The following is a 23462-nucleotide window of genomic DNA, read 5'->3' on the forward strand; positions in this document are numbered from 1 at the left end:
TTGGTAAACTACTCGACCTTGATTCCCTTCAGCGATTCTTTCGCTGGCGGATATTCGAGCTTCAAATCCTGCAGGGTCCGCGTGATCAATTCCGCGACCATGACATTACGATGCGTTTTTGAATCAGCGGGAATGACAAACCATGGCGCAAATTCGGTCGACGTAGCGCCGAGCGCGTCCGCATAAGCTTGCTGATAATCGTCCCATTGCTTTCGTGCTTCGAGATCGGCCGGATCGAATCTCCAATGCTTTTCCGGATTATCGATGCGCGCCTGCAAGCGCGCTTTCTGCTCGTCCTTCGAAATATGCAAAAGGCATTTCACGATAGTCGTGCCGTTATCGGCTAAAAGCGCTTCAAAGTTGCGTATATGCGCGTATCGCCGCTCACATTCGGCTTTGTCGATTTGTTTCAGCACCCGCGGCACGAGCACATCTTCATACTGGCTGCGATTAAATACGGTCAGTTCGCCCGCAGCCGGCGCCTGCGAATGAACGCGCCACAAAAAATCATGCGCCGCTTCAACTTCGGAAGGCGCCTTGAACGGCACAATTCGTAATCCGAGCGGATCGACGTCCTGGAAAATGCCGCGAATGGTGCCATCCTTGCCGCTTGTATCCATGCCCTGCAAGATCAGCAAGACGCGTTGCTTGCGCTGCGTGTGCAACTTGTCCTGCAATGTGTCGAGCGCCGCGTTCAACTCGCTCAAACGCGCGCGATCTTCGTCTTTCGATCCCAACGAAAATGGCTTCGATGCGGAGTCAATAGAAGCAAGATCAAAGGCTTTCGGCTTCTTTGAATCGAAATAAGGCACGCGATAATCGTCGAGATCAGGTTTCTTGGCCACGCACGCGCTCCCGCTTACCACCGTTCTTAAAACAAAGGGTTGCTGCCAGACCAGCCCAGCAGCAACCCACGAGTACTTCAGCCGTCAGTCATTGAATCAAGAGGATAATTTCTTCTTCAAAAGTTCGTTGACTTGCTGCGGATTCGCCTTGCCTTTCGTCGCTTTCATTGCCTGGCCAATCAGCGCGTTGAACGCCTTTTCCTTGCCCGAGCGATATTCATCGACCGACTTCTGATTGGCGGCCATCACTTCGTCAATAATCGCTTCCAGCGCGCCCGAATCCGAAATCTGCTTCAACCCCTTCGCTTCGATAATCCGGTCGGCCGCCGCTTCGTCGGTGGCTTTCTCTTCCCAGATCGCCTGGACAATATCCTTCGCGATCTTGTTCGAGATAGTGCCGTCTGCAATGCGCTGGATCACGAGTGCAAGCTGCGCGGGAGAAACGGGCGAGTTACCAATATCCAGCGATTCGCGATTCAGTTGCGACGATACTTCGCCCATCAACCAGTTTGCCGCGAGCTTGGCGTTCGCGTCGCCGGTTTTGGCGACCACCGCTTCGAAGTAAGCAGACATGGCTTGCGACGACGTCAGTCCGACCGCGTCGTACGGCGTAACGCCGTACTCCAGGACAAACCGCGTCTGCATGGCTTCCGGCAACTCCGGCAACTCACTGCGAACGCGCGCAATCCACGCTTCGTCTATCACCAAAGGCATCAGATCCGGATCAGGGAAATAGCGGTAATCGTGCGCGTCTTCCTTGCTGCGCATGGATCGCGTTTCGCGCTTGTCCGGATCGTACAGACGCGTTTCCTGCACAACCGTGCCGCCGTCTTCAATCAACTCAATCTGCCGGCGCACTTCATATTGAATCGCTTCTTCGAGAAAACGGAACGAATTCAGGTTCTTGATCTCGGCGCGCGTGCCGAACTCGGCCTGGCCGACCGGACGCACCGACACGTTCGCGTCGCAGCGGAACGATCCTTCCTGCATGTTGCCATCGCAAATGCCGAGCCATTGCACGAGCGTATGCAAGCTCTTTGCATACGCCACGGCTTCGGCGGCGCTGCGCATTTCCGGCTCCGTCACGATCTCGAGCAACGGCGTGCCCGCGCGATTCAAATCAATACCGGTCATGCCCGCGAAGTCTTCATGCAACGACTTGCCCGCGTCTTCTTCCAGATGCGCGCGCGTCAGGTTGACGGTTTTATCGTATGCGGCCTTGCCGGTTTTCTCGTTCGCCGGAACGTGAATCGTGACGCTGCCGCCCTGCACGACCGGAATCTCGAACTGGCTGATCTGATAGCCCTTCGGCAGATCGGGATAGAAATAGTTTTTACGCGCGAAAATGCTGCGCGGCGCGATCGTCGCGCCTATCGCAAGGCCCAGGCGAATCGCGCGCTCCACGGCGCCGCGGTTCATTACAGGCAAGGAACCGGGCAAGGCCAGATCGACCGGACAGGCTTGCGTGTTCGGCTCGGCGCCGAATTGCGTGGCGGCGCCCGAGAAAATCTTGGAGACCGTCGACAACTGCGCGTGCGTCTCAAGACCAATCACAACTTCCCACTGCATATTCATGCCTCCCGCCGAGCCGCCTCAAGGGAGGCATGCGCTCCCCCGGGGGACAGCGAATCAGTTGAGCGTGGGGACAGTTCCTCCCACGCCGGTGATTTCAAATGCCAGTCAGTCGCGCGCTGAAATGCGTCGGCGACCTGCAGCAACCGGGCTTCGTTGAAATAGTTGCCGATGATCTGCAAGCCAACCGGCCGCGTGGCATGCGCCGAGCCCGCGGCGCCAAAGCCGCACGGCACGCTCATGCCCGGCAAGCCGGCGAGACTGATCGACAACGTGTAGATATCGGCGAGATACATCTGGACGGGATCGTCGGTTTTCTCGCCGAGATTCCATGCAACCGATGGAGCGACTGGTCCCATGATGACATCGCAATGTTTGAATGCTTCCTGGAAATCCTGAGCGATGATGCGGCGGATTTTCTGCGCCTGCAGGTAATACGCGTCGTAGTAGCCGTGCGACAACACGTAAGCGCCGACCAGAATCCGGCGCTTCACTTCCGGGCCGAAACCTTCGGCGCGCGACTTCTTGTACATATCGAGCAGGTCGGTGTACCCGGCCGCGCGATGGCCATAACGCACGCCATCGAAACGCGACAGATTAGAAGACGCTTCCGCCGGCGCGATGATGTAGTACACAGGAATGGACAACTCGGTCTTCGGCAACGAAACATCGACGAGCGTTGCGCCTAGCGCCTCGTATTGCTTCAGCGCGGCGTCCACGGCGCTGCGGACTTCGGCGCTGAGTCCTTCGCCAAAAAACTCTTTCGGCAAGCCGATGCGCAAGCCCGCAAGCGGTTTGTTCGCGTCATGACCGGACCACGGCTGGCCGAGATAGCGTGTGTAGTCCTCGTCGTCACGTTCGAGGCTGGTAGAGTCGCGCGGATCGAACGATGCAATCGCGTTGAGCAGCACGCCGCAATCGGCGGCGCTGCGGGCCATCGGTCCGCCCTGATCCAGCGACGAGGCGAACGCAATCATGCCGTAACGCGAAACGCGTCCATACGTGGGCTTGATTCCGGTAATGCCGGTGAACGATGCCGGCTGGCGAATCGAGCCGCCCGTATCCGTGCCGGTGGCAGCGGGCGCGAGCCGCGCGGCGACCGCCGCGGCCGAGCCGCCCGACGATCCGCCCGGCACGGCTTTCAGGTCCCACGGATTCTTTACAGCGCCGAAGTACGAGTTCTCGTTCGACGAACCCATCGCGAATTCGTCCATGTTGGTCTTGCCGAGCGTCACCACGCCCGCGCTCTTCAAGCGCTCGACAACGGTGGCATCGAACGGGCTCGTGTAGTTTTCGAGCATCTTCGATCCCGCCGTCGACGTCCAGCCGCGCGTGACGAACACGTCCTTGTGCGCGATCGGCAGGCCGGTGAGCGGACCTGCTTCGCCTTTGGCAATAAGCGCGTCGGCCGCTTTGGCTTGCTCGAGGGTGAGATCGTGATCGACGCTGATGAACGCGTTGAGATCACAGGCGGCGTCGATACGCTGCAGAAACACCTGCGCGAGTTCGACGGCAGAGATGGTTTTTGCGTCGAGTGCCGCGCGCAGTTCGGTCAAGCTTTTCTGATGCATTGCGTTCTTCCTGATAGACGCCATGTGCCGCGCCTTTTAATTTTCGTGCGATGTTGCGTTGCTGTGTCGTTGCCGTTGCGTTGCCGTTGCAATTCGGCCGCGCCGCCTATTCGATCACTTTCGGCACGAGATACAAGCCGTCGCGCACGGCGGGCGCGGGCCGCTGGAACTCTTCCCGGTTTACACGCTCTGTAACAGCGTCGTTTCGCAAACGCAGTTCGACTTGCTGGATCTGTTCGATCGGATGAGCAAGCGGTTCGATTCCTGTGGTGTCCACAGCTTGCATCTGCTCCACGAGACCGAAGAAATCATTCAGGCGCGCGAGAGTCGGTTCGGCTTCGTGCTCGGGCAACTCCAGCCGCGCGAGGTGCGCAATGCGTTTTACATCGGTCAGGGTCAGAGACATATGTTTCACCGGTCTATTTTTACGACTTTCGCACTAAAAACAGCGCGACTTCAATTCGAGATAAGGAGCCTTAGAAAGCAGGCCTGACGATGGCAAAATGTACCGTCCTTTTCCTTCGAATACCCCAAAATTATAAGGTATCATTACGCGTTCGACCCAAATCCGGATCGACTTGCCAGCGGCCTTTTCTTTGTTACAGGTTTTTAAGAGAAATGTGCGCCTGGTTTGCTTGCATCCTCCGGTAGATTTTCTTCGCAGTCTTGCAATGTTCGCGACCAGTTAAGTCCGGCTGCAGGCTGTCATTTTTTTCCGCTGCCGTCCTTTGGCGCTCGAAGCGAGGCACGGCTCCCAGCGAGACAGGATTTTTGAATGTTCGGTTTTTTGCGCAGCTACTTTTCAAACGATCTGGCGATTGATCTCGGCACCGCCAACACGCTGATTTACATGCGTGGCAAGGGCATCGTTCTTGACGAGCCATCGGTGGTTTCCATCCGCCAGGAAGGCGGTCCGAATGGCAAGAAAACCATTCAGGCTGTCGGCCGCGAAGCGAAGCAAATGCTCGGCAAGGTGCCGGGTAACATTGAAGCCATCCGGCCCATGAAGGACGGCGTGATCGCCGACTTCACGGTCACCGAGCAGATGATCAAGCAGTTCATCAAGACGGCTCACGAGTCGCGCATGTTCTCGCCCTCGCCGCGCATCATCATCTGCGTGCCCTGCGGTTCGACCCAGGTCGAACGCCGCGCGATCAAGGAAGCGGCTCATGGCGCCGGCGCGTCGCAGGTCTATCTGATCGAAGAACCCATGGCGGCTGCCATCGGCGCCGGCCTGCCGGTTTCGGAAGCTACGGGCTCCATGGTTGTCGACATCGGCGGCGGCACAACCGAAGTGGGCGTGATCTCGCTTGGCGGTATCGTGTACAAGGGTTCGGTGCGCGTGGGCGGTGACAAGTTCGACGAAGCTATCGTCAATTACATTCGCCGCAACTACGGCATGTTGATCGGCGAGCAAACGGCTGAGGCCATCAAGAAGGAAATCGGTTCGGCATTCCCTGGCTCCGAAGTCAAGGAGATGGAAGTCAAGGGCCGTAATCTTTCAGAAGGCATTCCGCGCAGTTTCACCATTTCGAGCAACGAAATTCTTGAAGCGCTGACCGATCCGCTGAACCAGATCGTTTCGTCGGTGAAAATCGCGCTGGAACAGACGCCGCCGGAACTGGGCGCCGACATTGCCGAACGCGGCATGATGCTGACCGGCGGTGGCGCGTTGCTGCGCGACCTGGACCGGCTGCTTGCAGAAGAGACCGGCCTGCCGGTGCTCGTTGCTGAAGATCCGCTGACGTGCGTCGTACGCGGTTCGGGCATGGCGCTCGAACGCATGGACAAGCTCGGCAGCATCTTCTCCTACGAGTAAGCCTTGACGCCTTTTACGAAGGCGCCCACAGCACGCACTCGCTCAATGGAACAACTGCGACGTGCGCGAGGTATGCGACTTGCGCAAGCGTTCATGTGGCCCGGTCTTACCCGGGCTGCAACGCGCTGCGCCGGGCAGGGCCGCCGCTCCACGCGGGCCCGCAGCATCGATTTAACTGCTCACGCCCTCGGCGCCGACCATGGAATACAGTCCGCCGCCACTCTTTAAGCAAGGTCCATCCGCTCTCGCGCGATTGATCTTCTTCGTGGTGCTCGCTATCGCCTTGCTGATCTCCGACGCACGTTTCAACACGCTTGAAATCGTGCGCGGCGTGCTGGGCGCGGGGTTATACCCGTTGCAGCGCGCCGCGCTCGTGCCGCGCGACATCTTCATGGGCGCCGCCGATCTGGCGGTGACCAGCGCAAACCTGCGTACCGAAAATTCGAAGCTGAAGGAAAAGAACCTGGAGTTGTCGGTGAAAGCGGGCGACGCGTCTCAGCTCAACGTCGAGAATGCGCATTTGCGTTCGCTGTTGCAGCTTCAAGCGCGCGCTGTCACGCAAACCATTCCTGTTGAAGTGCAATACGACACGCGCGATCCCTTCACGCAGAAAGTCGTGATTGGCAAGGGTTCGCAGCAAGGCATTCAGGACGGCGCGCCGGTTGTCAACGAAGACGGCGTGATCGGCCAGATCACACGTGTGTTCCCGCTGCAATCCGAAGTCACGCTGCTTTCCGACAAGGACCAGGCTGTGCCCGTGCAGATAGTGCGCACCGGATTGCGCAGCGTGATTTATGGCACGCCGAAGGGCGACACGCTCGACCTGCGTTTCGTGCCCATCAGCGCCGACGTACAAACCGGCGACCAGCTCGTGACAAGTGGCCTGGACGGAATCTATCCGCCGGGGTTGCCGGTGGCGAAGGTCGTGCGCGTCGATAAACAAGCCGATACCGCGTTCGCTCGCGTTGTCTGCCTGCCCATTGCGCCAGTGCGCGGCGCGCGCCAGTTGCTCGTGCTGCATTACGAGGTCAACCAGCCGCCGAATCCTGAAGAGATAGAGGCCGCGGCCGCCGCGAAGGAAGCGAAGGAAAACAAAGGCAAGAAAAAGGCGTCGCCCGCGAAAAGCGGCAGCGCGCCGGCCGCGGCAAATCCGGCTCCTGCCTCAACGCCGGCGGCGCCGGCCGCAACCGCATCCGACGCTGCCGCGAACAAGGCGGAAGCCGCTGCCGTGAAGAAACCCGAGCCCAGGGTAAGCAGGAAATCCGAGCACGCCAGGAAAGAGCCTGTCCGCAAGCCCGCGCCCGGAGTCACGCCATGAGCCGCCCGCAATACATCCTGCAGCCGGTCAATCCGTACTTCATTACTTTCAGCCTCGCCGCTGCGTTCCTGCTCAACCTGATGCCGTGGGGCCGGATGTTCGGCGTGCCTGATTTCGTGGCTGTGGTCTTGTTGTTCTGGAACGTTCACCAGCCGCGTCGTGTCGGAATGGGCATCGCGTTTTTGCTCGGCATGTTGATGGACGTTCACAATGCAAGTCTGCTCGGTGAGCATGCACTCGCGTATACGCTGCTGTCGTACGGCGCCATTACCATTCACAGGCGCGTATTGTGGATGTCGTTGCCGGTGCAGACGTTCGTGGTCGCGCCATTGCTGATTGGCGCGCAGATCGTTCCGTTCGTGATTCGCCTCTTGACCGGCGCGGCGTTTCCCGGCTGGGGTTATCTGATCGATGGATTCGTGGAAGCCATTTTGTGGCCGCTCGCCAGTTTCTTGCTGCTGATTCCGCAGCGCCGCGCCACCGATCCCGACGACACACGTCCCATCTGAGTTGATTCAAGCGCCTGTCCGCGTGTCTGCCAAGCCGCACACCACAGTCGCCATACACGCGGTCCCCGCGAAGATTGCATGACCGAATTTCAGAACGCCGAACAACAGTTATCGAAGTTTCGCCTGCGCGTGGCAGCCGCCGGCCTGTTCGTGTTCGTCTGCTTTGGGCTGATTGGCCTGCGCTTCCTGTACCTGCAGGTCTGGCATTTCAGCAAATACTCACTGCAAGCCGACGAAAACCGCATCTCGGTCGCGCCCATCGTGCCGAACCGCGGGATCATCACGGACCGCAACGGCGTCGTGCTCGCCAAGAATTATTCGGCGTACACGCTGGAAATCACGCCGTCGAAGATCAACACCACGCTCGACGATGAAATCGACCGCATCGGGACCGTGATTCCCGTCGATGCGCGCGACCGGCGGCGCTTCAAGAAGCTGCTGGAAGACTCGAAGAACTTCGAGAGCCTACCTATCCGCACCCGTCTCACCGACGAAGAGGTCGCCCGTTTCACTGCGCAGCGTTTTCGCTTCCCCGGCGTGGAAGTGCGCGCGCGGCTGTTCCGGCAATATCCGCTGGGGCCGACGGCGGCGCACGTGATCGGGTATATCGGGCGGATTTCGCAACGCGACCAGGAGCGTATCGACGAAGCGAGCGACCAGAACGACGCCGATACCGATCACTACGATCCGCGCCTGGACGCGAACAATTACAAGGGCACCGATTACATGGGCAAGATCGGTGTCGAGCAAAGCTACGAGACCGAGTTGCATGGGCTGACGGGCTTCGAGGAAGTGGAAGTGACGGCGGGCGGCCGGCCGGTCCGCACGATGTCGCGTACGCAAGCCACGCCGGGGAACAACCTGGTGCTGTCGCTGGATATCGGTTTGCAGCAGGTCGCCGAGCAAGCGTTCGCGGGCAAGCGTGGCGCGCTGGTGGCAATCGAACCTTCGACGGGCGACGTGCTCGCGTTCGTGTCGGCGCCGAGCTTCGACCCAAATTCGTTTGTCGATGGTATCGACCAGCAGACCTGGGATTCGCTCAACAATTCGCCCGATCACCCGCTGTTGAATCGCCCGCTGCACGGCACGTATCCGCCGGGTTCGACCTACAAGCCGTTCATGGCGCTGGCCGCGCTGACGCTGCACAAACGCACGCCGGGCTGGGGTTTCCAGGATCCGGGCTCGTACACGTTCGGCGGCCACACCTTCCGCAACGACGTGCGCGCGGGTCAGGGCTGGGTCGACATGAATCGCGCGATCGTGGTCTCCAACGACACGTATTTCTACATGCTGGCCCACGATCTCGGCGTGAACGCGATGGCCGGTTTCATGAAACCATGGGGCTTCGGGCAGATCACGGGTATTGATATCAACGGCGAAGCGCGCGGCATTCTTCCGTCCACGGAATGGAAGAAGAAGGCATATCGCAAGCCCGAACAGCAGCGCTGGTATGAAGGCGAGACGATCAGCCTCGGGATTGGGCAAGGGTACAACTCGTTCACCATTTTGCAGCTCGCGCACGCCACGGCGACACTCGCCAATGACGGTGTGGTGATGAAGCCGCACCTGGTTAAGGAAGTAGAGAACCCCATCTCGAAGGCCGTGCGTCTCACGGTGCGCGCGCCCAGCGACAAGATTTCCGTGAAACAGGCCGACATCGACTTCGTCAAGCGGGCAATGGAAGGCGTGGTGACCAACGGCACCGCGGTAAAGATCTTCCGCGGCGCGCCTTATCTGTCGGCTGGCAAGACGGGAACCGCGCAGGTCTATTCGTTGCAGGGCGCGAATTATTCGGGTCACGCGACCGCCGAGCATTTGCGCGACCACGCGTTGTATATCGCGTTTGCACCGGCTGAGCATCCGACTATCGCGATTGCGCTGATTGTCGAAAACGGCGGCTGGGGCGCGGAATCGGCAGGCCCGATTGCACGGAGAGTGCTCGATTATTACCTCGTCGACCGGCTGAAACCTGGCGCGGAAGCGGCGGCCGTGGCGGCGGCGGCTTCGGCGACGGAAGGCGCTACGGCGCCCGTGATTGGCGGCTCGCAGTCGGCAGTGGACGCGGCGTTGCCGGCATCGGTGGCGGCTGCATCGCCGGCGTTCAATCCGGCGGCGGCGTCGGCGCCTGTTGCGGCATCGAATGCGGCAGCGGCTTCACCGGCTGTGGCGGGTTCATCGGCTTCATCGGCTTCAGCTTTGGCGGCGTCATCGGCTTCTTCTGCCGAAGCAGGCAGCGCGGCTTCGGCTGCGGCGCCCGCAGCGCCGGTCGCGCCTCCGTCGCCGGCTGCAATGATGCTGCGCGCGCTCGCAACACCCCATGCACCTATCCTGCCCGTCGCAACCGAAGCGCGCGAAACGCCGCGCGCCGGCGGCAACGCAAGCAATGGACAAAAGGAAACAGCGCCGGTATCGAATGCGAAGGAAGCGCGCAAGGCGTCGCCCGCGCCCGTACCCGCGCCCAAACCGCCGAAGGAACCTGCGCCCACTGCGGCGATTCCTCGCAATAACGGCAAGAACCTCATTCAAACGTTGACGCCATCTGGCGGCATCGACGAGTAGACGAGAAGGAGAACCGCCATGCAAGCGATGCAGTTCGACAAGCGCGCCTGGCTGGACCGCACGAAGCGCATGTTCGCGGGTTTCGACAAACCGCTCGCGCTGATTGTGTTCCTGCTGCTGTGCGTTGGAATCGTGACGCTGTACAGCGCGAGTCTGGATGTGCCCGGGCGCGTCGAGGACCAGTTGCGCAACATCATGCTGACGTTCGGGCTGATGTGGATTCTCGCCAACGTCCCGCCGCCCACGCTGATGCGTTTCGCCGTGCCGCTCTACACGTTCGGCATGGCGTTGCTGATTGCGGTCGCCATGTTCGGGCTGACGCGAAAAGGCGCGAAACGCTGGCTGAATGTGGGCGTTGTCATCCAGCCGTCCGAGATCATGAAGATCGCCATGCCACTCATGCTCGCGTGGTATTTCCAGCGGCGCGAAGGGCAGATACGGTGGTGGGATTACATCGTCGGCTTTCTGATCTTGCTGTTGCCGGTAGCGATCATCGCGAAACAGCCCGATCTCGGAACGGCCGTGCTCGTGTTCGCAGCGGGCATATTCGTGATCTACTTCGCCGGTTTGAGCTTCAAATTGATCGTGCCGGTGCTGATTGCAGCGGTGCTGGTGGTGGCGAGTATCGGCGTATTCCAGGAGCGGATTTGCCAGCCGGAAGTGAACTGGCCGCTCATGCACGATTATCAAAAGCACCGCATCTGCACGCTGCTTGATCCGACTTCCGATCCGCTTGGGAAAGGCTTTCACACCATTCAGGCGGTGATCGCCATTGGATCGGGCGGAACGTTCGGCAAAGGCTGGTTGAAGGGCACGCAAGCGCATCTGGAGTTCATTCCGGAGAAACATACCGACTTTATCTTCGCGGTGTTTTCAGAGGAGTTCGGGCTTGCCGGCGGCCTTGTGCTGCTCTTTCTCTACATGGCGTTGATTGCGCGCGGATTGTTTATCGCGGCGAACGGGGCGACGCTGTTCGGCCGATTGTTGGCCGGGTCGCTGACCATGGCGTTCTTCACCTACGCGTTCGTGAACATTGGCATGGTGAGCGGGATCTTGCCGGTGGTCGGCGTGCCGCTGCCATTCATGAGTTACGGCGGTACGGCGCTGACCACGCTTGGGGTCGCGGTCGGCCTGATCATGAGCGTGTCGCGACAGAAGCGATTGATGAAAGCGTAACCGTTCTGTTGATGCGAAAAGCCCGCGACGTCGATTGATGAGAGTCGAGCGTCGCGGGCTTTTGTTTTACTGCGGCCGTTCGTGGGAAAGCTCTGCGCTCAGTTGCTGATACTTCAACTTTGCCGCTGGATCGCCCTGCGCGGCCGCCGCCGCGTAATACGCACGCGCCACGTTGATGTTCTTCTGCACGCCGTCGCCGCCGCGTTCATAGAACGATCCCGCCACGTATTGCGCGGTCATGTCGCCGCCTTCGGCCGCCTTCTTGTACCAGGCGAAGGCCTGGGCGTTATCGCGCGGGGTGCCGCGGCCATCGAGGAACTGATTCGCCAACGCAAGCTCCGCTTGCACGTGTCCCTGGTTCGCCGCACGCAGAAACCAGCGATGCGCCTCAGCCGGATCACGATCCACAAACTGGCCGTCGTCGAACATCTTGCCGTAGACGAACTGCGCTTGCGTCATGTTGGCATCGGCGGCTTTGCGCAGCCATTTCTTGCCTTCGGCGACATCAGCAGGGCCGCCCTCGCCGTTCACCAGCATCATGGCGTAATTGAATTCGGCGAGACGGCTGCCCTTCTTGGCCGCGCGAAGAAACTCCGAGCGCGCCGCACCGAAATTGCCGGCGTTGTAATCGGCGACGGCGTTTTGCGTAGCCATGTCGCTGCCCTTCACCGTCTGTGCGTTTGCCGCGCTATATGTCAGCATCAACGCTACACAAACCGCGCCCAATAATCCGGGTTTCATGCCCTCGCCTCCTGCAACGCCTGACGCGTCGCCTTTAACAACCAGCTCACATCCGACGACAGCGCAATCACCTTCACGCCAGCCTCTGCGTATTGCCGCGCGCTCGCGGCATCGAGCGCAAAAATTCCGCTCGCAATGCCAGCGGTTTTCGCTGTATCGATAATCTTCGCGATCACCTTCTGCACGTCGGGATGTTTCGAATCACCGAGATACCCGAGGCTCGCGGCAAGATCCGCCGGCCCGATAAACAGGCAATCGACGCCAGGTGTCGCGGCAATCGCTTCGACGTTCGCGAGCGCGAGTTCCGACTCGATCTGCACGATGGTCGATATCTGCGCATTCGCCGACGTCACATAGTCGCGCCGAACGCCATAAGCCGCCGCGCGCACCATGCCGGCCGCGCCACGCAGGCCGTCGCGCGCATCGGCGTTCGGATATTGCGTCAGCCGCACGGCGTGAGCCGCCTCTTGCGCCGTCTCCACATTCGGGAACATCAGCGTGCGCGCGCCGGCGTCGAGTACGCGCTTGACCAGCCAGCCATCATGCGCGGGCACGCGGACAATCGGTTCGGTCGGAAGATGCGCTGCAGCAATCGCGCGGAGTTGCGAAACGACGTCCTGGCTGTCGTTTGGAGAATGCTCCATATCGATGCAAAGCCAGTCGAAGCCCGCGTGCGCGACGGCTTCGGCAACGTCCGCGCAACCGAGCGACAACCACATGCCGTATAGCGTGCCGGGCTCGCTGAAACGTTGTTTGAGAAGATTGGTGTAGGTGCTCATGGCGTGATCCTCGCTGGATCAGCCGTGGCGGAAGCATTCGCTGGCATGTCTCGCTCCGTTAGCCTGTCGCTGAGATGCGCCGCAGCAAAGCGCGCGCGGCGTGTTCAACATCTTCAACGATCATACCGTGACAAAAGCGAAGCCGCGGAGAGCGGCGGCGTTGCGACCGAACCGCGTCAGACGCCTTCGACGTCAGCCCAGCAATTCGGCGTTTCGTACAGGCGGATGCGTTTGAGTTTCAGATTGACGCCGTAATGGGCGTCGTAGACGCCGGAGAGAATCCGGAACGCCTCGGCCGCGAGATTTTCGACCGTGGGAATGCGGTCGAGCACAACGGTCTTGTGATCCGCCATTTGCTCGAGGAAGCCGCGCACGATTTCGTCGCGTGCATACACAATGAACGCATGGTCCCATTTGTTGACCAGGTGTTCCATGGCGAGCGCCTTGACGTCGGCGAAGTCCATCACCATGCCGCGATCCGGCGCGCCTTCGGTTTCGACGAGTTCACCCTGCAGCGTGATTTCCAGCACATACCGATGACCGTGCAGATTACGGCACTGGCTGCGGTGATCGGGGATGCGGTGGCCCGCATCGAATTCGAGTTTTCGGGTAATCGTCTGCACGTCGGCTCAGCTTGGGTGATTCGCGTTAGGGGATGTTGAGGTATTTGTGTGTCTGCATGGACAGTCGCCATTGCGGATGCCGCTTGCACCAGTCTATGGCGAGCTTCGTGTTCATGTCGCGCGAAGGACCGTCCATGGGCTGCACGAGGAAATAGTCGAAGTCGAGCTTCGCGTAATCGGCGAGCGGCTGGTTGTCTTGCGGCACCACGACCTTCAACTCGTTGCCCTTGGTCACAACCAGCGGCGCGCCCGCTTTCGGGCTCACGCAAATCCAGTCGATGCTGTCCAGCACCGGCAGCGATCCATTCGTTTCGATCGCCATTTCAAAGCCCGCGGCGTGCAGTGCATCCACAAAAGACTGATCGATTTGCAGCATGGGTTCGCCGCCCGTGCAGACCACGAACTTGTGTGCTTCGCCCTGCGGCCACTGCGACGAAATCACTGCCACCAGATCAGCCGGCGTCTTGTATTTGCCGCCGTTCTCGCCGTCCGTGCCCACAAAATCCGTATCGCAAAACTGGCAGGCCGCTTCCGCGCGATCTTCCTCGCGGCCGGACCAGAGGTTGCATCCGGCGAAGCGGCAGAACACGGCGGGGCGGCCGGCATTCGCGCCTTCGCCCTGCAACGTGTAGAAGATTTCCTTTACTGCATACGTCATGATCAGACTGGTTCCGTGGTGACTTGCTCACCCGATTGATAGGCCTCGAAGCCGCGCTTGCGCAGCTTGCACGCCGGACATTGGCCGCAGCCAAAACCCCACGCGTGCAACTCGGCGCGCTCGCCGACGTAACACGTGTGCGTTTCCACCCGCACGAGTTCTACCAGTGCTTCGCCGCCGAGCTGTTCGGCCAGACGCCAGGTGTCGGCTTTATCGAGCCACATGAGCGGCGTTTCGAGCAGGAAGCGGCTATCCATGCCGAGATTGAGCGCGACTTGCAGCGCCTTCATGGTGTCGTCGCGGCAATCCGGATAGCCCGAAAAATCCGTTTCGCACATGCCGCCCACCAGCACTTTCAATCCTCGCCGATACGCAATGGCCGCCGCGATCGTCATGAACATGAGGTTGCGTCCTGGCACGAACGTGTTGGGCAAACCATTCGCGGTCGCTTCGATCTCGATCTCGCGTGTCATGGCTGTGTCGCTGATGGCGCCGAGCACGGACAGGTCGATGGTGTGATCGTCGCCGAGCCGGTCGGCCCACTTCGGGAACTGCTGTTTAAGCGATGCCCGGAAGCCCTCGCGACATTCGAGTTCCACGCGATGCCGCTGCCCGTAGTCGAACCCGAGCGTCTCGACGGTTGAAAAGCGGTCGAGCGCCCAGGCGAGACATGTGGCCGAATCCTGGCCGCCGGAAAACAGCACCAGCGCGCTGTCTTTAGCGTCTGTTCGAGTCACCGTGAAACTCCTGGTTGGTTGCGCATGACCTGGCTAACGATCAAAGTTCATTGCACATCAGCCAAGTCCTTGAAGAACCAAGGATTTTAGCATGTCGCTGTTTCGACGGCATTGTCGGCGCGCAATGGAAAAGGCCCGGAAACCTTTCGGTTTCCGGGCCTTTTTGCAACTGTGGTGGCCTGGGACGGAATCGAACCATCGACACGCGGATTTTCAATCCGCTGCTCTACCAACTGAGCTACCGGGCCACGAAGAACGAAAGTATATCAAAGGGGATTATGTCGCTCAAGCGCTTTTGCCTATTTTTTTCGTGAAACGGTCGCCAGACCTTTTCAGGCGCCCGCTCTGGAAACCTTGCTGAGCATGCTCTTCAAGCTTCGCTCTTGTTCTTGCCAAGGTCCACGCCAAGCTGTTTCAGCTTCCGGTAAAGGTGCGTGCGCTCAAGTCCCGTCTTCTCCGCGACGCGCGTCATGCTGCCGTTTTCACGCGCGAGGTGATACTCGAAGTACGCACGCTCGAAGGCGTCGCGTGCATCGCGTAACGGGATGTCGAAGGAGATGGAAGCAGTCGCGCCCGCCGGATTCGCCACCGGGCTTGGAGCCACGCCATTGCCGTCGCCGCCCAGATTCAGCGACGACGCCACCGGCAATGCCGCCGACGCCGGCACCGCTGTTGCGCCCGATGGCAGCGGCGGCCGCAACGGGGTCGAAGCCACCGGCGCTGGCGCATTGCCGCGCGCGAGACCCTGCTCTACCGCCTTCAGCAACTTCTGCAGGGCAATCGGCTTCTCCAGGAAATTGAGCGCACCGATCTTCGTGGCTTCAACAGCCGTATCGATGGTCGCGTGGCCCGACATCATGATCACCGGCATGGTGAGCTTGCCCTGCGCCGCCCACTCTTTGAGCAGCGTCACGCCGTCGGTATCGGGCATCCAGATGTCCAGCAGCACGAGATCCGGCGCCTGCCGCAACCGGTACTCCCGCGCATGCTGCGCATTTTCCGCCGTCTCCACCACGTGACCTTCGTCGCTCAGGATTTCCGAGAGCAATTCCCGGATGCCCATTTCGTCGTCTACCACCAGGATGGTTGCCATTTACGCTGCCCTTGTCTGCACTAATGCTTTTGCCGTTCCATGACCCGCCGCCGCCGTGGGCGGCGGTGCGCCCGGTTCGGCGGTATCGTCCGCGAGTTGCAGGAACAAAATCGAGATCTGCGCGCCTTCGATCACGTCCGCAGTCTTCGAACGATTGCGGATGTCGATGCGGGCGCCATGCTCGTCGACGATCTTCTTCACCGTTGCAAGACCCAGACCCGTGCCCTTTGCCTTCGTGGTGACATAGGGCTCGAATGCACGCGAGAGAATTCGCGCTGGAAAACCAGGACCGTTGTCCGATACCGTCAGCCGCACCGCCACGCGGGCATGTCCGGAAGCATCGGGGTCGCCATATTCTACTGTCTTCGTTTCAAGCAGCACGCGCGGCTCGGCAACATCGGCGACCGCGTCCTGTGCGTTTTGCAACAGGTTGTGAATCACCTGTCGCAGTTGCGTGGCGTCGCCGCGAATCACGGGCAGTTTTGTCAGCTCGACATTGATCGGGCTCTTGCCTTCTTCAATGCCATACAGCGTCAGCACTTCGGCCACGAGGTCATTGAGCTGCAGATTGCCCAGCACCGCTGGCGGCGTGCGCGCGTATTCGCGGAAGTCGTCGACCATCTGCTTCATGGCCTGAACCTGATTCACGATGGTCGTGGCGCCCCGCTTGAGCACGTCGGCGTCGGCGGGCGCGAGTTTATCGGCGAGCTTCATTTGCAGGCGTTCCGCCGATAGCTGGATCGGCGTGAGCGGATTCTTGATCTCGTGCGCAAGCCGCCGCGCGACTTCGCCCCACGCGACAGAACGCTGCGCCGAGATGACGTCCGAGATGTCGTCGAATACGACTACGTAGCCGGTGGTTTCGGCGTCGTCGGCATCGCTTTCGGTCAATGTCAGCAATTGCGTGCCCCGGACCAGCAAGGTCAGCGGATCGGTCTCGCCCGGCACGGGAACCGCAAGTTGTTGCTGCCAATGTCCGCGATCGCCGATAGGCCTGCCGCTACCGCTCGCGGCTGCATCGCGATCCGCGAAAGCCTTGCGCACCATCGCGCCAAATTCGGCCAGCACGCCAATCTGCTCCAGCGGCAAGTTCAGCGAGCCGCTGAACGGCTGCCGGAAAATGCGCTCCGCGCCGCGATTGGCCGTGGTCAGGCGGAATTGGCGATCGAACACGAACACACCCGCCGTCAGGTTCGCAAGAATGCTTTCGAGGTATGCCTTCGAATGCTCCAGCGCGATCCGGTTGTTCTCCACGGCCGCGCGCGCTTCGGACAATTGCCGCGTCATGGCGTTGAACGACTGCGTGAGAAAACCCAGTTCATCGCGCGATTTCACTTCGCGCTTCGGCGTATAGTCGCCCTCGGCCACTTCCTTCGTGCCTTGCGCCAGAAGGAACAACGGCCGCGCGAGCTGATTGCCGAGCGCGAGCGCAAGCATCATTGCGATGAAGGTCGCGAGAAACAGCGCCAGCGTCAGCGTGCCGATATACATCTTGCGCAAACCGGTACGCCCGAGCGCCTTTTCCTGATATTCACGATATGCACGCTGCACAGCGTCGGCGTTGCGTGCGAGCGCGGTACTGACCGGTTGCTCGATTTGCAGGAAGCGCTCGGCCGGCTGAAGTTCGGCCGTCGAGCTATCCGGAATCTTCACGATCACGCGAAGCCTCAGCGCGCCCTTGGGCCCGGTAAGGCTCGAATCACCATCGACTTCACCTTCAATGGCGCCGTACGGACGCCCACGCGCCTGATTGAGTTGCAGCGGCGTTGGCAGGTTGTCGGGCACGAGCGCGGCGAAATTGCTCGATGCCTGCGCGACCACGCGGACGTCGGGCGCGGTGCCGGAACCGCTTCGGGCCGGTTCGACAATTGTCGCGTCCTGCACGTTGAACTGATCGCGCAGCCGCAGCAGCGTGAGCGTGAGGCTGGTTGGATCGGCGCTCGCAAGCTGGTCGCTCATCAGGCGGCCCTTGTTCTGCAGATCCGACAACGACGCATCGAGCATGCCGCGCCCGAGATTCAGGCCGGACGTGAGCGCGGTTTCCACGTTCACGTCGAACCATGATTCGATGCTTCGCGACACGAACTGATACGACACCACATAGATGATCCCGCCGGGCACCACGCCCACGAGCGCGAAGATGAACGCGAGCTTGGCGAGCAGCCGCGTGCCGAACTTGCCCTGCCTGACGCGCGTGACAATGATCAGCACGAGTCCGATCACGATCAGTATCAGCACGACCGCAACCGCGAGATTCGCGGCATAGAGCCACTGATAATAGCGATCGAAAAACTCGGTGTTCGCGCTGGCGAGCGCCAGCATGACGAGCAGCAGGATGGCGGTCAGCGCGACCGTGACCACGAGCGCGCGGACCACGATGCTCGTCATGTTCGTGCGGCGCAGCGGCCGGCGGCGGAGCTTATTTAGCATTGGGCGCCGCCGTGAAAGTGAACCGCTTCCAGTCGGAGGAGAGATTCCAGTCGCGGTTGTTGACCGCATCGATCTGGAACGGCTTGGGCATCAACGCAATATCCAGTTGCATGCGCACCGACGCCGTGTACGTCTCGCCGGGCCTGACCTGATTGCGATCGATCACATGCCACGATGTCACGTGCTTGATCACCGCGAGCGCTTCGGCAAGCGTGCTGAAGCCGAGCTGCAAACCACCCGTTGACACACGATACTCGCGTGTCAACGGCTGGAACGACAGCCGGATGCTTTGCGACACGCTGACCGGTTCCTCGTCGAACCAATACCAGCGTGGCCGCGCCAGGTCGAAATCAGTCGTGAAGTAGAGCGGCACACCTTTGTTCACGGCATCTTCCAGACTGCTGTTGAGATCGAAATCAAAACGCGCGTCGAGACTCCAGCCCGTGCCGTCAGCCTGCAGCGACGCGCGCTGCACGGCAATAGGATCAGCCTGCGCCGCCTCGACTGGCAGGAACGACAGCGCGAGACTCAACATGAAGCTCAGCGCAAGGCTCAACAATAGGGCCGGCAGAGTCTGGCCGGCGAGCGCGCGTCGCAGCGGAAAAAAGCGTTTGATCGTCACCGTTTCTGAAAGCGCGCGTAGAAGAATCCGTCGTGGTCCGCAAAGGCCTCCGTGTCCCGCGTCGATGTTGAACGGGTACGTTGCGCCTCGCCTGAATTGTCCGTCAGCGAGTTCGTGACCGGGTCCGGTGAATTTTGCAACAGAGCCGCGCTGGCATGGCTGGCTGTCGGCAATAATTGCCCCGGCGCGTCCAATCGTACCGCATCTTCATGCGCCTCTCCAAACCACCGCGCCTGCAACTCGCCCTCTTCGGGAAAGATTGAGCACGTCACGTAGAGCAACTCGCCGCCGGTGGCGACCAGCGGCCAGAGCGCCGCGAGGATGCGGCGCTGTTCTTCGACAAGTGCGGCAATGTCCGACGGACGCCGCAACCAGCGGATATCCGGATGACGCCGCACGATGCCCGAAGCCGAGCACGGGACGTCGGCGAGAATACGGTCGAACGGATCGCCGTCGGACCAGTCGGCGGGATTGCCTGCATCGCCGACACGAATCTCGGCTTGCACATTCAGACGCTGCAAGTTTTCGCCAATGCGCCGTGCGCGGCCCGCGTCGCTTTCGACCGCGATCATTTCAACATTCGCCAGCTCCAGCACGTGGCCGGTCTTGCCGCCGGGCGCGGCGCACGCGTCGAGCACGCGCATGCCGTCGCGCACGTTCAGCAGCTGCGCGGCGAGTTGCGCGCCTGCGTCCTGGACGGAGACCACGCCGTCTGCGAAACCGGGGATCTTGTCCACGGCCATTGGCGTCTTCAGACGTACGGCATGAAGGCCGGCGGCTTCGGCTTCGATGTGCTCGCCTTTCAGGACATCGAGATAGCGCTCGACGCTCATGCGCCGCGCGTTCACGCGCAAGGTCAACGGGCCTTGCCGATTGCCCGCCTCGAGGATGTTTTCCCACTCGTCCGGCTGGCCGCGCTTTACCGCGTCGATCCACCACGCCGGATAGTTGAAGCGCGCCACCGGATCGCGCTGCACTTCGGCGAGCAAGGTCTCGCGTTCGCGCAGAAAGGTGCGCAGGACGGCGTTGACCAGACCCTTTGCAAACGCGAACTCGCGCCGCGCGGCAATGGCGTTCACGGCCTGATCGACAACAGTGAACGGCGTGTAGGCCGCGTGGGCTTCGTCGTCCACGAGCAGCGCAAACGCGCACGCCATCACATTCGATACATGCGGCGGCGGCGCCTTGCGCACCAGCTTGGCGAGCAGCGCGTCAGCAACGCCAAGGCGACGCAAGGTGCGATACGCAATGTCCTGCGTGGCGCCGCGCGATACGGCCACGTGCGTCGCGGCGATTACCGTCTGCAATGCGGCGGGCAGTGCGGAGCCGGCGCGCACAGCGCCGACGGCTTGCGCGGCGGCGTCAAGCGCGAACGCCAGTGAATCAGGGGCAAGGTGAAGCGTGGCGAGGCGGGCGTCGGACGACGCACGGATGTTATCCGCGGGCGATACGGCGCGGCGTCGGGAAGGCTTTTCGGTCATGTCGGGGCGAAGGCGTTCGAGCCGGCCAATGCCGGTCCGCACAAACGAAGCATTGTAGCCCGTGAGCGATGCTGGCCCGAGATCGGCGAGAGCGACATTGGCCGAACGGACAAGGCCAGGGACTTCGAAGAATAAAACGACTTAAAAGATCGGGCCCGCTGCCAGATTCGTGGCAACGGGCCCGATCAGATGCAGCCTCGGACAAAAAGCGATCACTCCATCCGGCCGGTCCGCGCCATTTCCATCAACCGGGCGACACGTTCTTCCGTAGCCGGGTGTGTGGAAAACAGATTCGCGATACCGCCGCCCGCGAGCGGATTCATGATCATCATCTGCGCGGTTGCGGGATGCTGCTCAGCCGTGGGAAACGGCGTTCCGGACGCATACGCATGAATCTTCTCCAGCGCACTCGCGAGCGCTTGCGGATCGCCCGAAATCTGCGCGCCGCCACGATCGGCTTCAAATTCACGCGCCCGCGATATCGCCATCTGGATCAGCGCGCCGGCTATCGGCGCAAGAATGGCCACCGCAATACTCGCGATCGGATTCGACGGACGTCCTTCCGAATCGCGTCCGCCGAAGAACATTGCAAAGTTCGCGAGCGCGGAAATGGCGCCGGCCATGGTCGCCGAAACCGTCGAAATCAGAATGTCGCGGTGCTTCACGTGTGCCAGCTCGTGCGCCATCACGCCCCGCAATTCGCGCTCTGACAACACACGCAAAATGCCGGTGGTCGCCGCAACCGCCGCGTGCTCCGGATTACGGCCCGTTGCAAAGGCGTTCGGCGCGGCTTCGTCGATCAGATAGACCTTTGGCATCGGCAATTGTGCGCGCGTGGCCAGTTCCCGGATCATCCGGTAGAACTGCGGTGCGGTTGCTTCGTCGACTTCCTGCGCGTTGTACATCTTCAACACGAGCTTGTCCGAGAACCAGTACGAGAAAAAATTCATCGCAAGGGCGACGACCAGCGCGAGCGCCATACCCTTGCTGCCGCCGATCATCCCGCCGATCACGACAAAAAGGGCCGTGATCGCTGCCATCAGCATCGCAGTTTTGACCCAATTGAACATGTCTGAACTCCTCACCCAAATATCAATGCGCGTTTAGCGCGAGCGGCCCTATCGGCCCATTTGCCTGACCAAATCTACCGGCCATGATTGTAAGCAAAATGTTAGATATGGGCGCTGCGGAAAAATTCAATCACCTGTGCGAAGTTGCGAGTTTGATACCTAGTCCGACGAACGCGCTGCCGACCACCCGGTCCAGCCACAGCTTGACACCCGGCTTGCCGGAAAATCTCTCGGTCACGCTGCCGGCGATCCACGCCACGATGGTGTTCCAGAACGTACTGATGACAACAAACACGCACCCGAGCGCAAGAAACGCGAGTGTCTTGTGCGGACTGCCGGCCGCAACGAACTGCGGAATGAACGAGACGAAAAACAACACCACTTTCGGGTTCAACACATTCGTGACGAAACCTTGCATGAAAACTTGCCGCAGCGACTTCGGCTCGCGTTTCACGCGTGATTCAGGAACTCCGGGTCCGGCAGCCACGGTCGTGGCCGGTTTGCTGAAGATCAGTCTCACGCCAAGGTAGATCAGGTAAATCGCGCCGGCAAACTTGACGATAGTGAACGCCGTAGCGGAAGCCGCCAGCAACGCCGTCAGGCCAAATGCGCAAGCCATCGTATGCACGAGACAGCCCGCCGCAATGCCCAGCGCCGACACCACGCCCGCCCCGCGTCCCTGCGCCACGCTTCTTCCGACGACATATGCCGTGTCCGGACCCGGCGTCACGCTCAAAAGCACAACCGCCAGAATAAACAGAGTGAAACCGGTGATGCCGAGCATTGCGGGAGACCTTTGAAAAACGACAGAAAGTTGCAATCGAACTTGATTCAGGCGCCCGGCGCGACTTCCCGAAGCTCGAAGCGCTGCCCTTTCACAATAGGCGATCCAGCCAGGAATTCGCGCACCGGCAAGCGCTTGCCGCCCGGTTTTTGCAATTGCGTAAGGCGTAGCGCGCCCCGACCGCAAGCCACGACCAAACCCTCAGCATCGCTTTCCAGGATTACACCCGCCTCTGCGTCTGCCTTCAACTCGACAGGTTCAGCGGCCCAGATCTTCACCGCAACGCCCCCGATGGTCCCGAACGCGCCGGGAAACGGATCGAAGGCGCGAATTTGCCGCGCCAGCGCACTCGCCGGACGACGCCAGTCGAGCGCCGCTTCGTGTTTCGCGATCTTTTCTGCGTAAGTTGCGCCATCTTGTGGCTGTGGCGTTGAAGGCAGAGCGCCGTCGCGCTCCAGATCGCGCAGGGTGCCGACTATGAGATCCGCGCCCAGTTGCGCCATGCGGTCGTGCAGCGTCGCAGTTGTGTCCTGCGCCTCGATGCCAATGCGCCCTTCGCGGATCATGGCGCCGGTGTCGAGGCCGGCGTCCATCTGCATGATCGTGATGCCGGTCTCGGTGTCCCCCGCTTCAATTGCGCGATGAATCGGCGCGGCGCCCCGCCAGCGCGGCAAAAGCGAACCGTGGATGTTGATTGCGCCGAACCGTGGTATGTCGATAACTTCCTGCGGCAGGATCAGGCCGTATGCCGCGACCACCATGACGTCGTACGGCGTCTTCTTCAGCCGCTCAATAGCGGCAACCGCCTCTTCCGGATACTTGCCGTTACGACGCAAAGACGTCGGTTGCGCGACTTCCAGGCCGTGCTCGAGCGCAAACCTCTTCACCGGACTCGCGGCCAGTTTCATGCCACGCCCAGCCGGCCGGTCGGGTTGCGTCAATACGAGCGGCACATGAAAACCGGCAGCATGAATAGCAGCCAACGCAGCAGCCGCAAATTCAGGCGTTCCTGCAAACACGACACGCAGCTTTTGAGTCATCGATCCACCAACCTGCAAATTCCCGCATCAAACTT

The 23462-nt window shown here is 60.8% G+C and carries 20 protein-coding genes, 1 tRNA gene and 1 pseudogene; 5 read left to right on the forward strand and 17 right to left on the reverse strand.

Going from position 1 to position 23462, the window contains the following annotated elements; all coding sequences use genetic code 11:
- Positions 1-8 precede the first annotated feature (8 nt).
- The 4 genes and pseudogenes from AWB64_RS05120 to gatC all read right to left on the reverse strand — a co-directional run bounded on the left by AWB64_RS05120 (position 9) and on the right by gatC (position 4394).
- The gene (locus tag AWB64_RS05120) at positions 9-845 is read right to left on the reverse strand and encodes a PPK2 family polyphosphate kinase (protein WP_060817527.1); all 837 of its coding nucleotides are present in this window, start codon (positions 843-845) and stop codon (positions 9-11) included.
- Positions 846-941: 96 nt separating this feature from the next.
- Positions 942-2420: an Asp-tRNA(Asn)/Glu-tRNA(Gln) amidotransferase subunit GatB gene (gatB, locus tag AWB64_RS05125; RefSeq protein WP_060817528.1), complete on the reverse strand. Its 1479-nt coding sequence runs from the start codon at positions 2418-2420 to the stop codon at positions 942-944.
- Between the two features lie 83 nt (positions 2421-2503).
- Positions 2504-3988: pseudogene (gene gatA, locus AWB64_RS05130) on the reverse strand (Asp-tRNA(Asn)/Glu-tRNA(Gln) amidotransferase subunit GatA); the annotation flags it as partial.
- Between the two features lie 106 nt (positions 3989-4094).
- Positions 4095-4394: an Asp-tRNA(Asn)/Glu-tRNA(Gln) amidotransferase subunit GatC gene (gene gatC, locus AWB64_RS05135; protein ID WP_060817529.1), complete on the reverse strand. Its 300-nt coding sequence runs from the start codon at positions 4392-4394 to the stop codon at positions 4095-4097.
- A 369-nt stretch (positions 4395-4763) separates the two neighbouring features.
- On the opposite strand from gatC, the gene AWB64_RS05140 reads away from it, so the two are divergent.
- The 5 genes from AWB64_RS05140 (at position 4764) to rodA (ending at position 11369) form a co-directional block, all read left to right on the forward strand.
- On the forward strand, positions 4764-5807 hold the full coding sequence (locus tag AWB64_RS05140; protein ID WP_017772379.1) for a rod shape-determining protein: 1044 nt from the start codon (positions 4764-4766) through the stop codon (positions 5805-5807).
- A 199-nt stretch (positions 5808-6006) separates the two neighbouring features.
- Positions 6007-7125 (forward strand): rod shape-determining protein MreC, encoded by a 1119-nt coding sequence (mreC, locus tag AWB64_RS05145; RefSeq protein WP_060817530.1) that lies wholly within the window; start codon positions 6007-6009, stop codon positions 7123-7125.
- A complete protein-coding gene (mreD, locus tag AWB64_RS05150; RefSeq protein ID WP_060817531.1) occupies positions 7122-7634 on the forward strand; it encodes a rod shape-determining protein MreD in 513 nt (170 codons plus the stop codon). Before mreC ends, mreD begins: the two co-directional genes overlap by 4 nt.
- 78 nt (positions 7635-7712) lie before the next feature.
- Positions 7713-10193, forward strand: coding sequence for a penicillin-binding protein 2 (gene mrdA / locus AWB64_RS05155; RefSeq protein ID WP_060817532.1), 2481 nt, complete (start codon positions 7713-7715; stop codon positions 10191-10193).
- Between the two features lie 27 nt (positions 10194-10220).
- Entirely contained in the window at positions 10221-11369 is a 1149-nt protein-coding gene (gene rodA / locus AWB64_RS05160; RefSeq protein ID WP_060817777.1) for a rod shape-determining protein RodA, read from the forward strand.
- Positions 11370-11435: 66 nt separating this feature from the next.
- Here the strand turns inward: rodA and AWB64_RS05165 are convergent, their stop codons facing one another.
- The 13 genes from AWB64_RS05165 to fmt all read right to left on the reverse strand — a co-directional run bounded on the left by AWB64_RS05165 (position 11436) and on the right by fmt (position 23427).
- Positions 11436-12110: a tetratricopeptide repeat protein gene (locus AWB64_RS05165; RefSeq protein WP_060817533.1), complete on the reverse strand. Its 675-nt coding sequence runs from the start codon at positions 12108-12110 to the stop codon at positions 11436-11438.
- On the reverse strand, positions 12107-12889 hold the full coding sequence (locus AWB64_RS05170; RefSeq protein WP_060817534.1) for an HpcH/HpaI aldolase family protein: 783 nt from the start codon (positions 12887-12889) through the stop codon (positions 12107-12109). The genes AWB64_RS05165 and AWB64_RS05170 overlap by 4 nt, the downstream gene beginning before the upstream one ends.
- A gap of 176 nt (positions 12890-13065) precedes the next feature.
- Positions 13066-13512 (reverse strand): 6-carboxytetrahydropterin synthase QueD, encoded by a 447-nt coding sequence (gene queD, locus AWB64_RS05175; RefSeq protein WP_060817535.1) that lies wholly within the window; start codon positions 13510-13512, stop codon positions 13066-13068.
- Positions 13513-13537: 25 nt separating this feature from the next.
- Positions 13538-14170, reverse strand: a complete 633-nt coding sequence (gene queE / locus AWB64_RS05180) for a 7-carboxy-7-deazaguanine synthase (protein WP_060817536.1) — start codon at positions 14168-14170, stop codon at positions 13538-13540.
- Positions 14171-14172: 2 nt separating this feature from the next.
- Complete coding sequence (gene queC, locus AWB64_RS05185; RefSeq protein WP_060817537.1) at positions 14173-14907, reverse strand: 7-cyano-7-deazaguanine synthase QueC; 735 nt, start codon at positions 14905-14907, stop codon at positions 14173-14175.
- A gap of 172 nt (positions 14908-15079) precedes the next feature.
- Positions 15080-15155 (reverse strand) — tRNA-Phe (locus AWB64_RS05190).
- A gap of 122 nt (positions 15156-15277) precedes the next feature.
- A complete protein-coding gene (gene esaR / locus AWB64_RS05195; RefSeq protein WP_060817538.1) occupies positions 15278-16000 on the reverse strand; it encodes a response regulator transcription factor EsaR in 723 nt (240 codons plus the stop codon).
- Positions 16001-18430: a sensor histidine kinase gene (locus AWB64_RS05200; RefSeq protein WP_208603243.1), complete on the reverse strand. Its 2430-nt coding sequence runs from the start codon at positions 18428-18430 to the stop codon at positions 16001-16003. It abuts the gene before it with no gap.
- Complete coding sequence (locus AWB64_RS05205) at positions 18420-18965, reverse strand: DUF4390 domain-containing protein (RefSeq protein WP_099050492.1); 546 nt, start codon at positions 18963-18965, stop codon at positions 18420-18422. Before AWB64_RS05205 ends, AWB64_RS05200 begins: the two co-directional genes overlap by 11 nt.
- Before the next feature lie 83 nt (positions 18966-19048).
- Positions 19049-20533, reverse strand: coding sequence for a 16S rRNA (cytosine(967)-C(5))-methyltransferase RsmB (gene rsmB / locus AWB64_RS05210; RefSeq protein ID WP_060817779.1), 1485 nt, complete (start codon positions 20531-20533; stop codon positions 19049-19051).
- Positions 20534-20745: 212 nt separating this feature from the next.
- Entirely contained in the window at positions 20746-21603 is an 858-nt protein-coding gene (htpX, locus tag AWB64_RS05215) for a zinc metalloprotease HtpX (protein ID WP_056358639.1), read from the reverse strand.
- A 130-nt stretch (positions 21604-21733) separates the two neighbouring features.
- A complete protein-coding gene (locus AWB64_RS05220; protein ID WP_060817540.1) occupies positions 21734-22387 on the reverse strand; it encodes a LysE family translocator in 654 nt (217 codons plus the stop codon).
- Positions 22388-22434: 47 nt separating this feature from the next.
- The gene (fmt, locus tag AWB64_RS05225) at positions 22435-23427 is read right to left on the reverse strand and encodes a methionyl-tRNA formyltransferase (protein WP_060817541.1); all 993 of its coding nucleotides are present in this window, start codon (positions 23425-23427) and stop codon (positions 22435-22437) included.
- Between the last annotated feature and the right edge of the window lie 35 nt (positions 23428-23462).

The organism is Caballeronia sordidicola, from assembly GCF_001544455.2.
GTDB classification, from domain to species: domain Bacteria; phylum Pseudomonadota; class Gammaproteobacteria; order Burkholderiales; family Burkholderiaceae; genus Caballeronia; species Caballeronia sordidicola.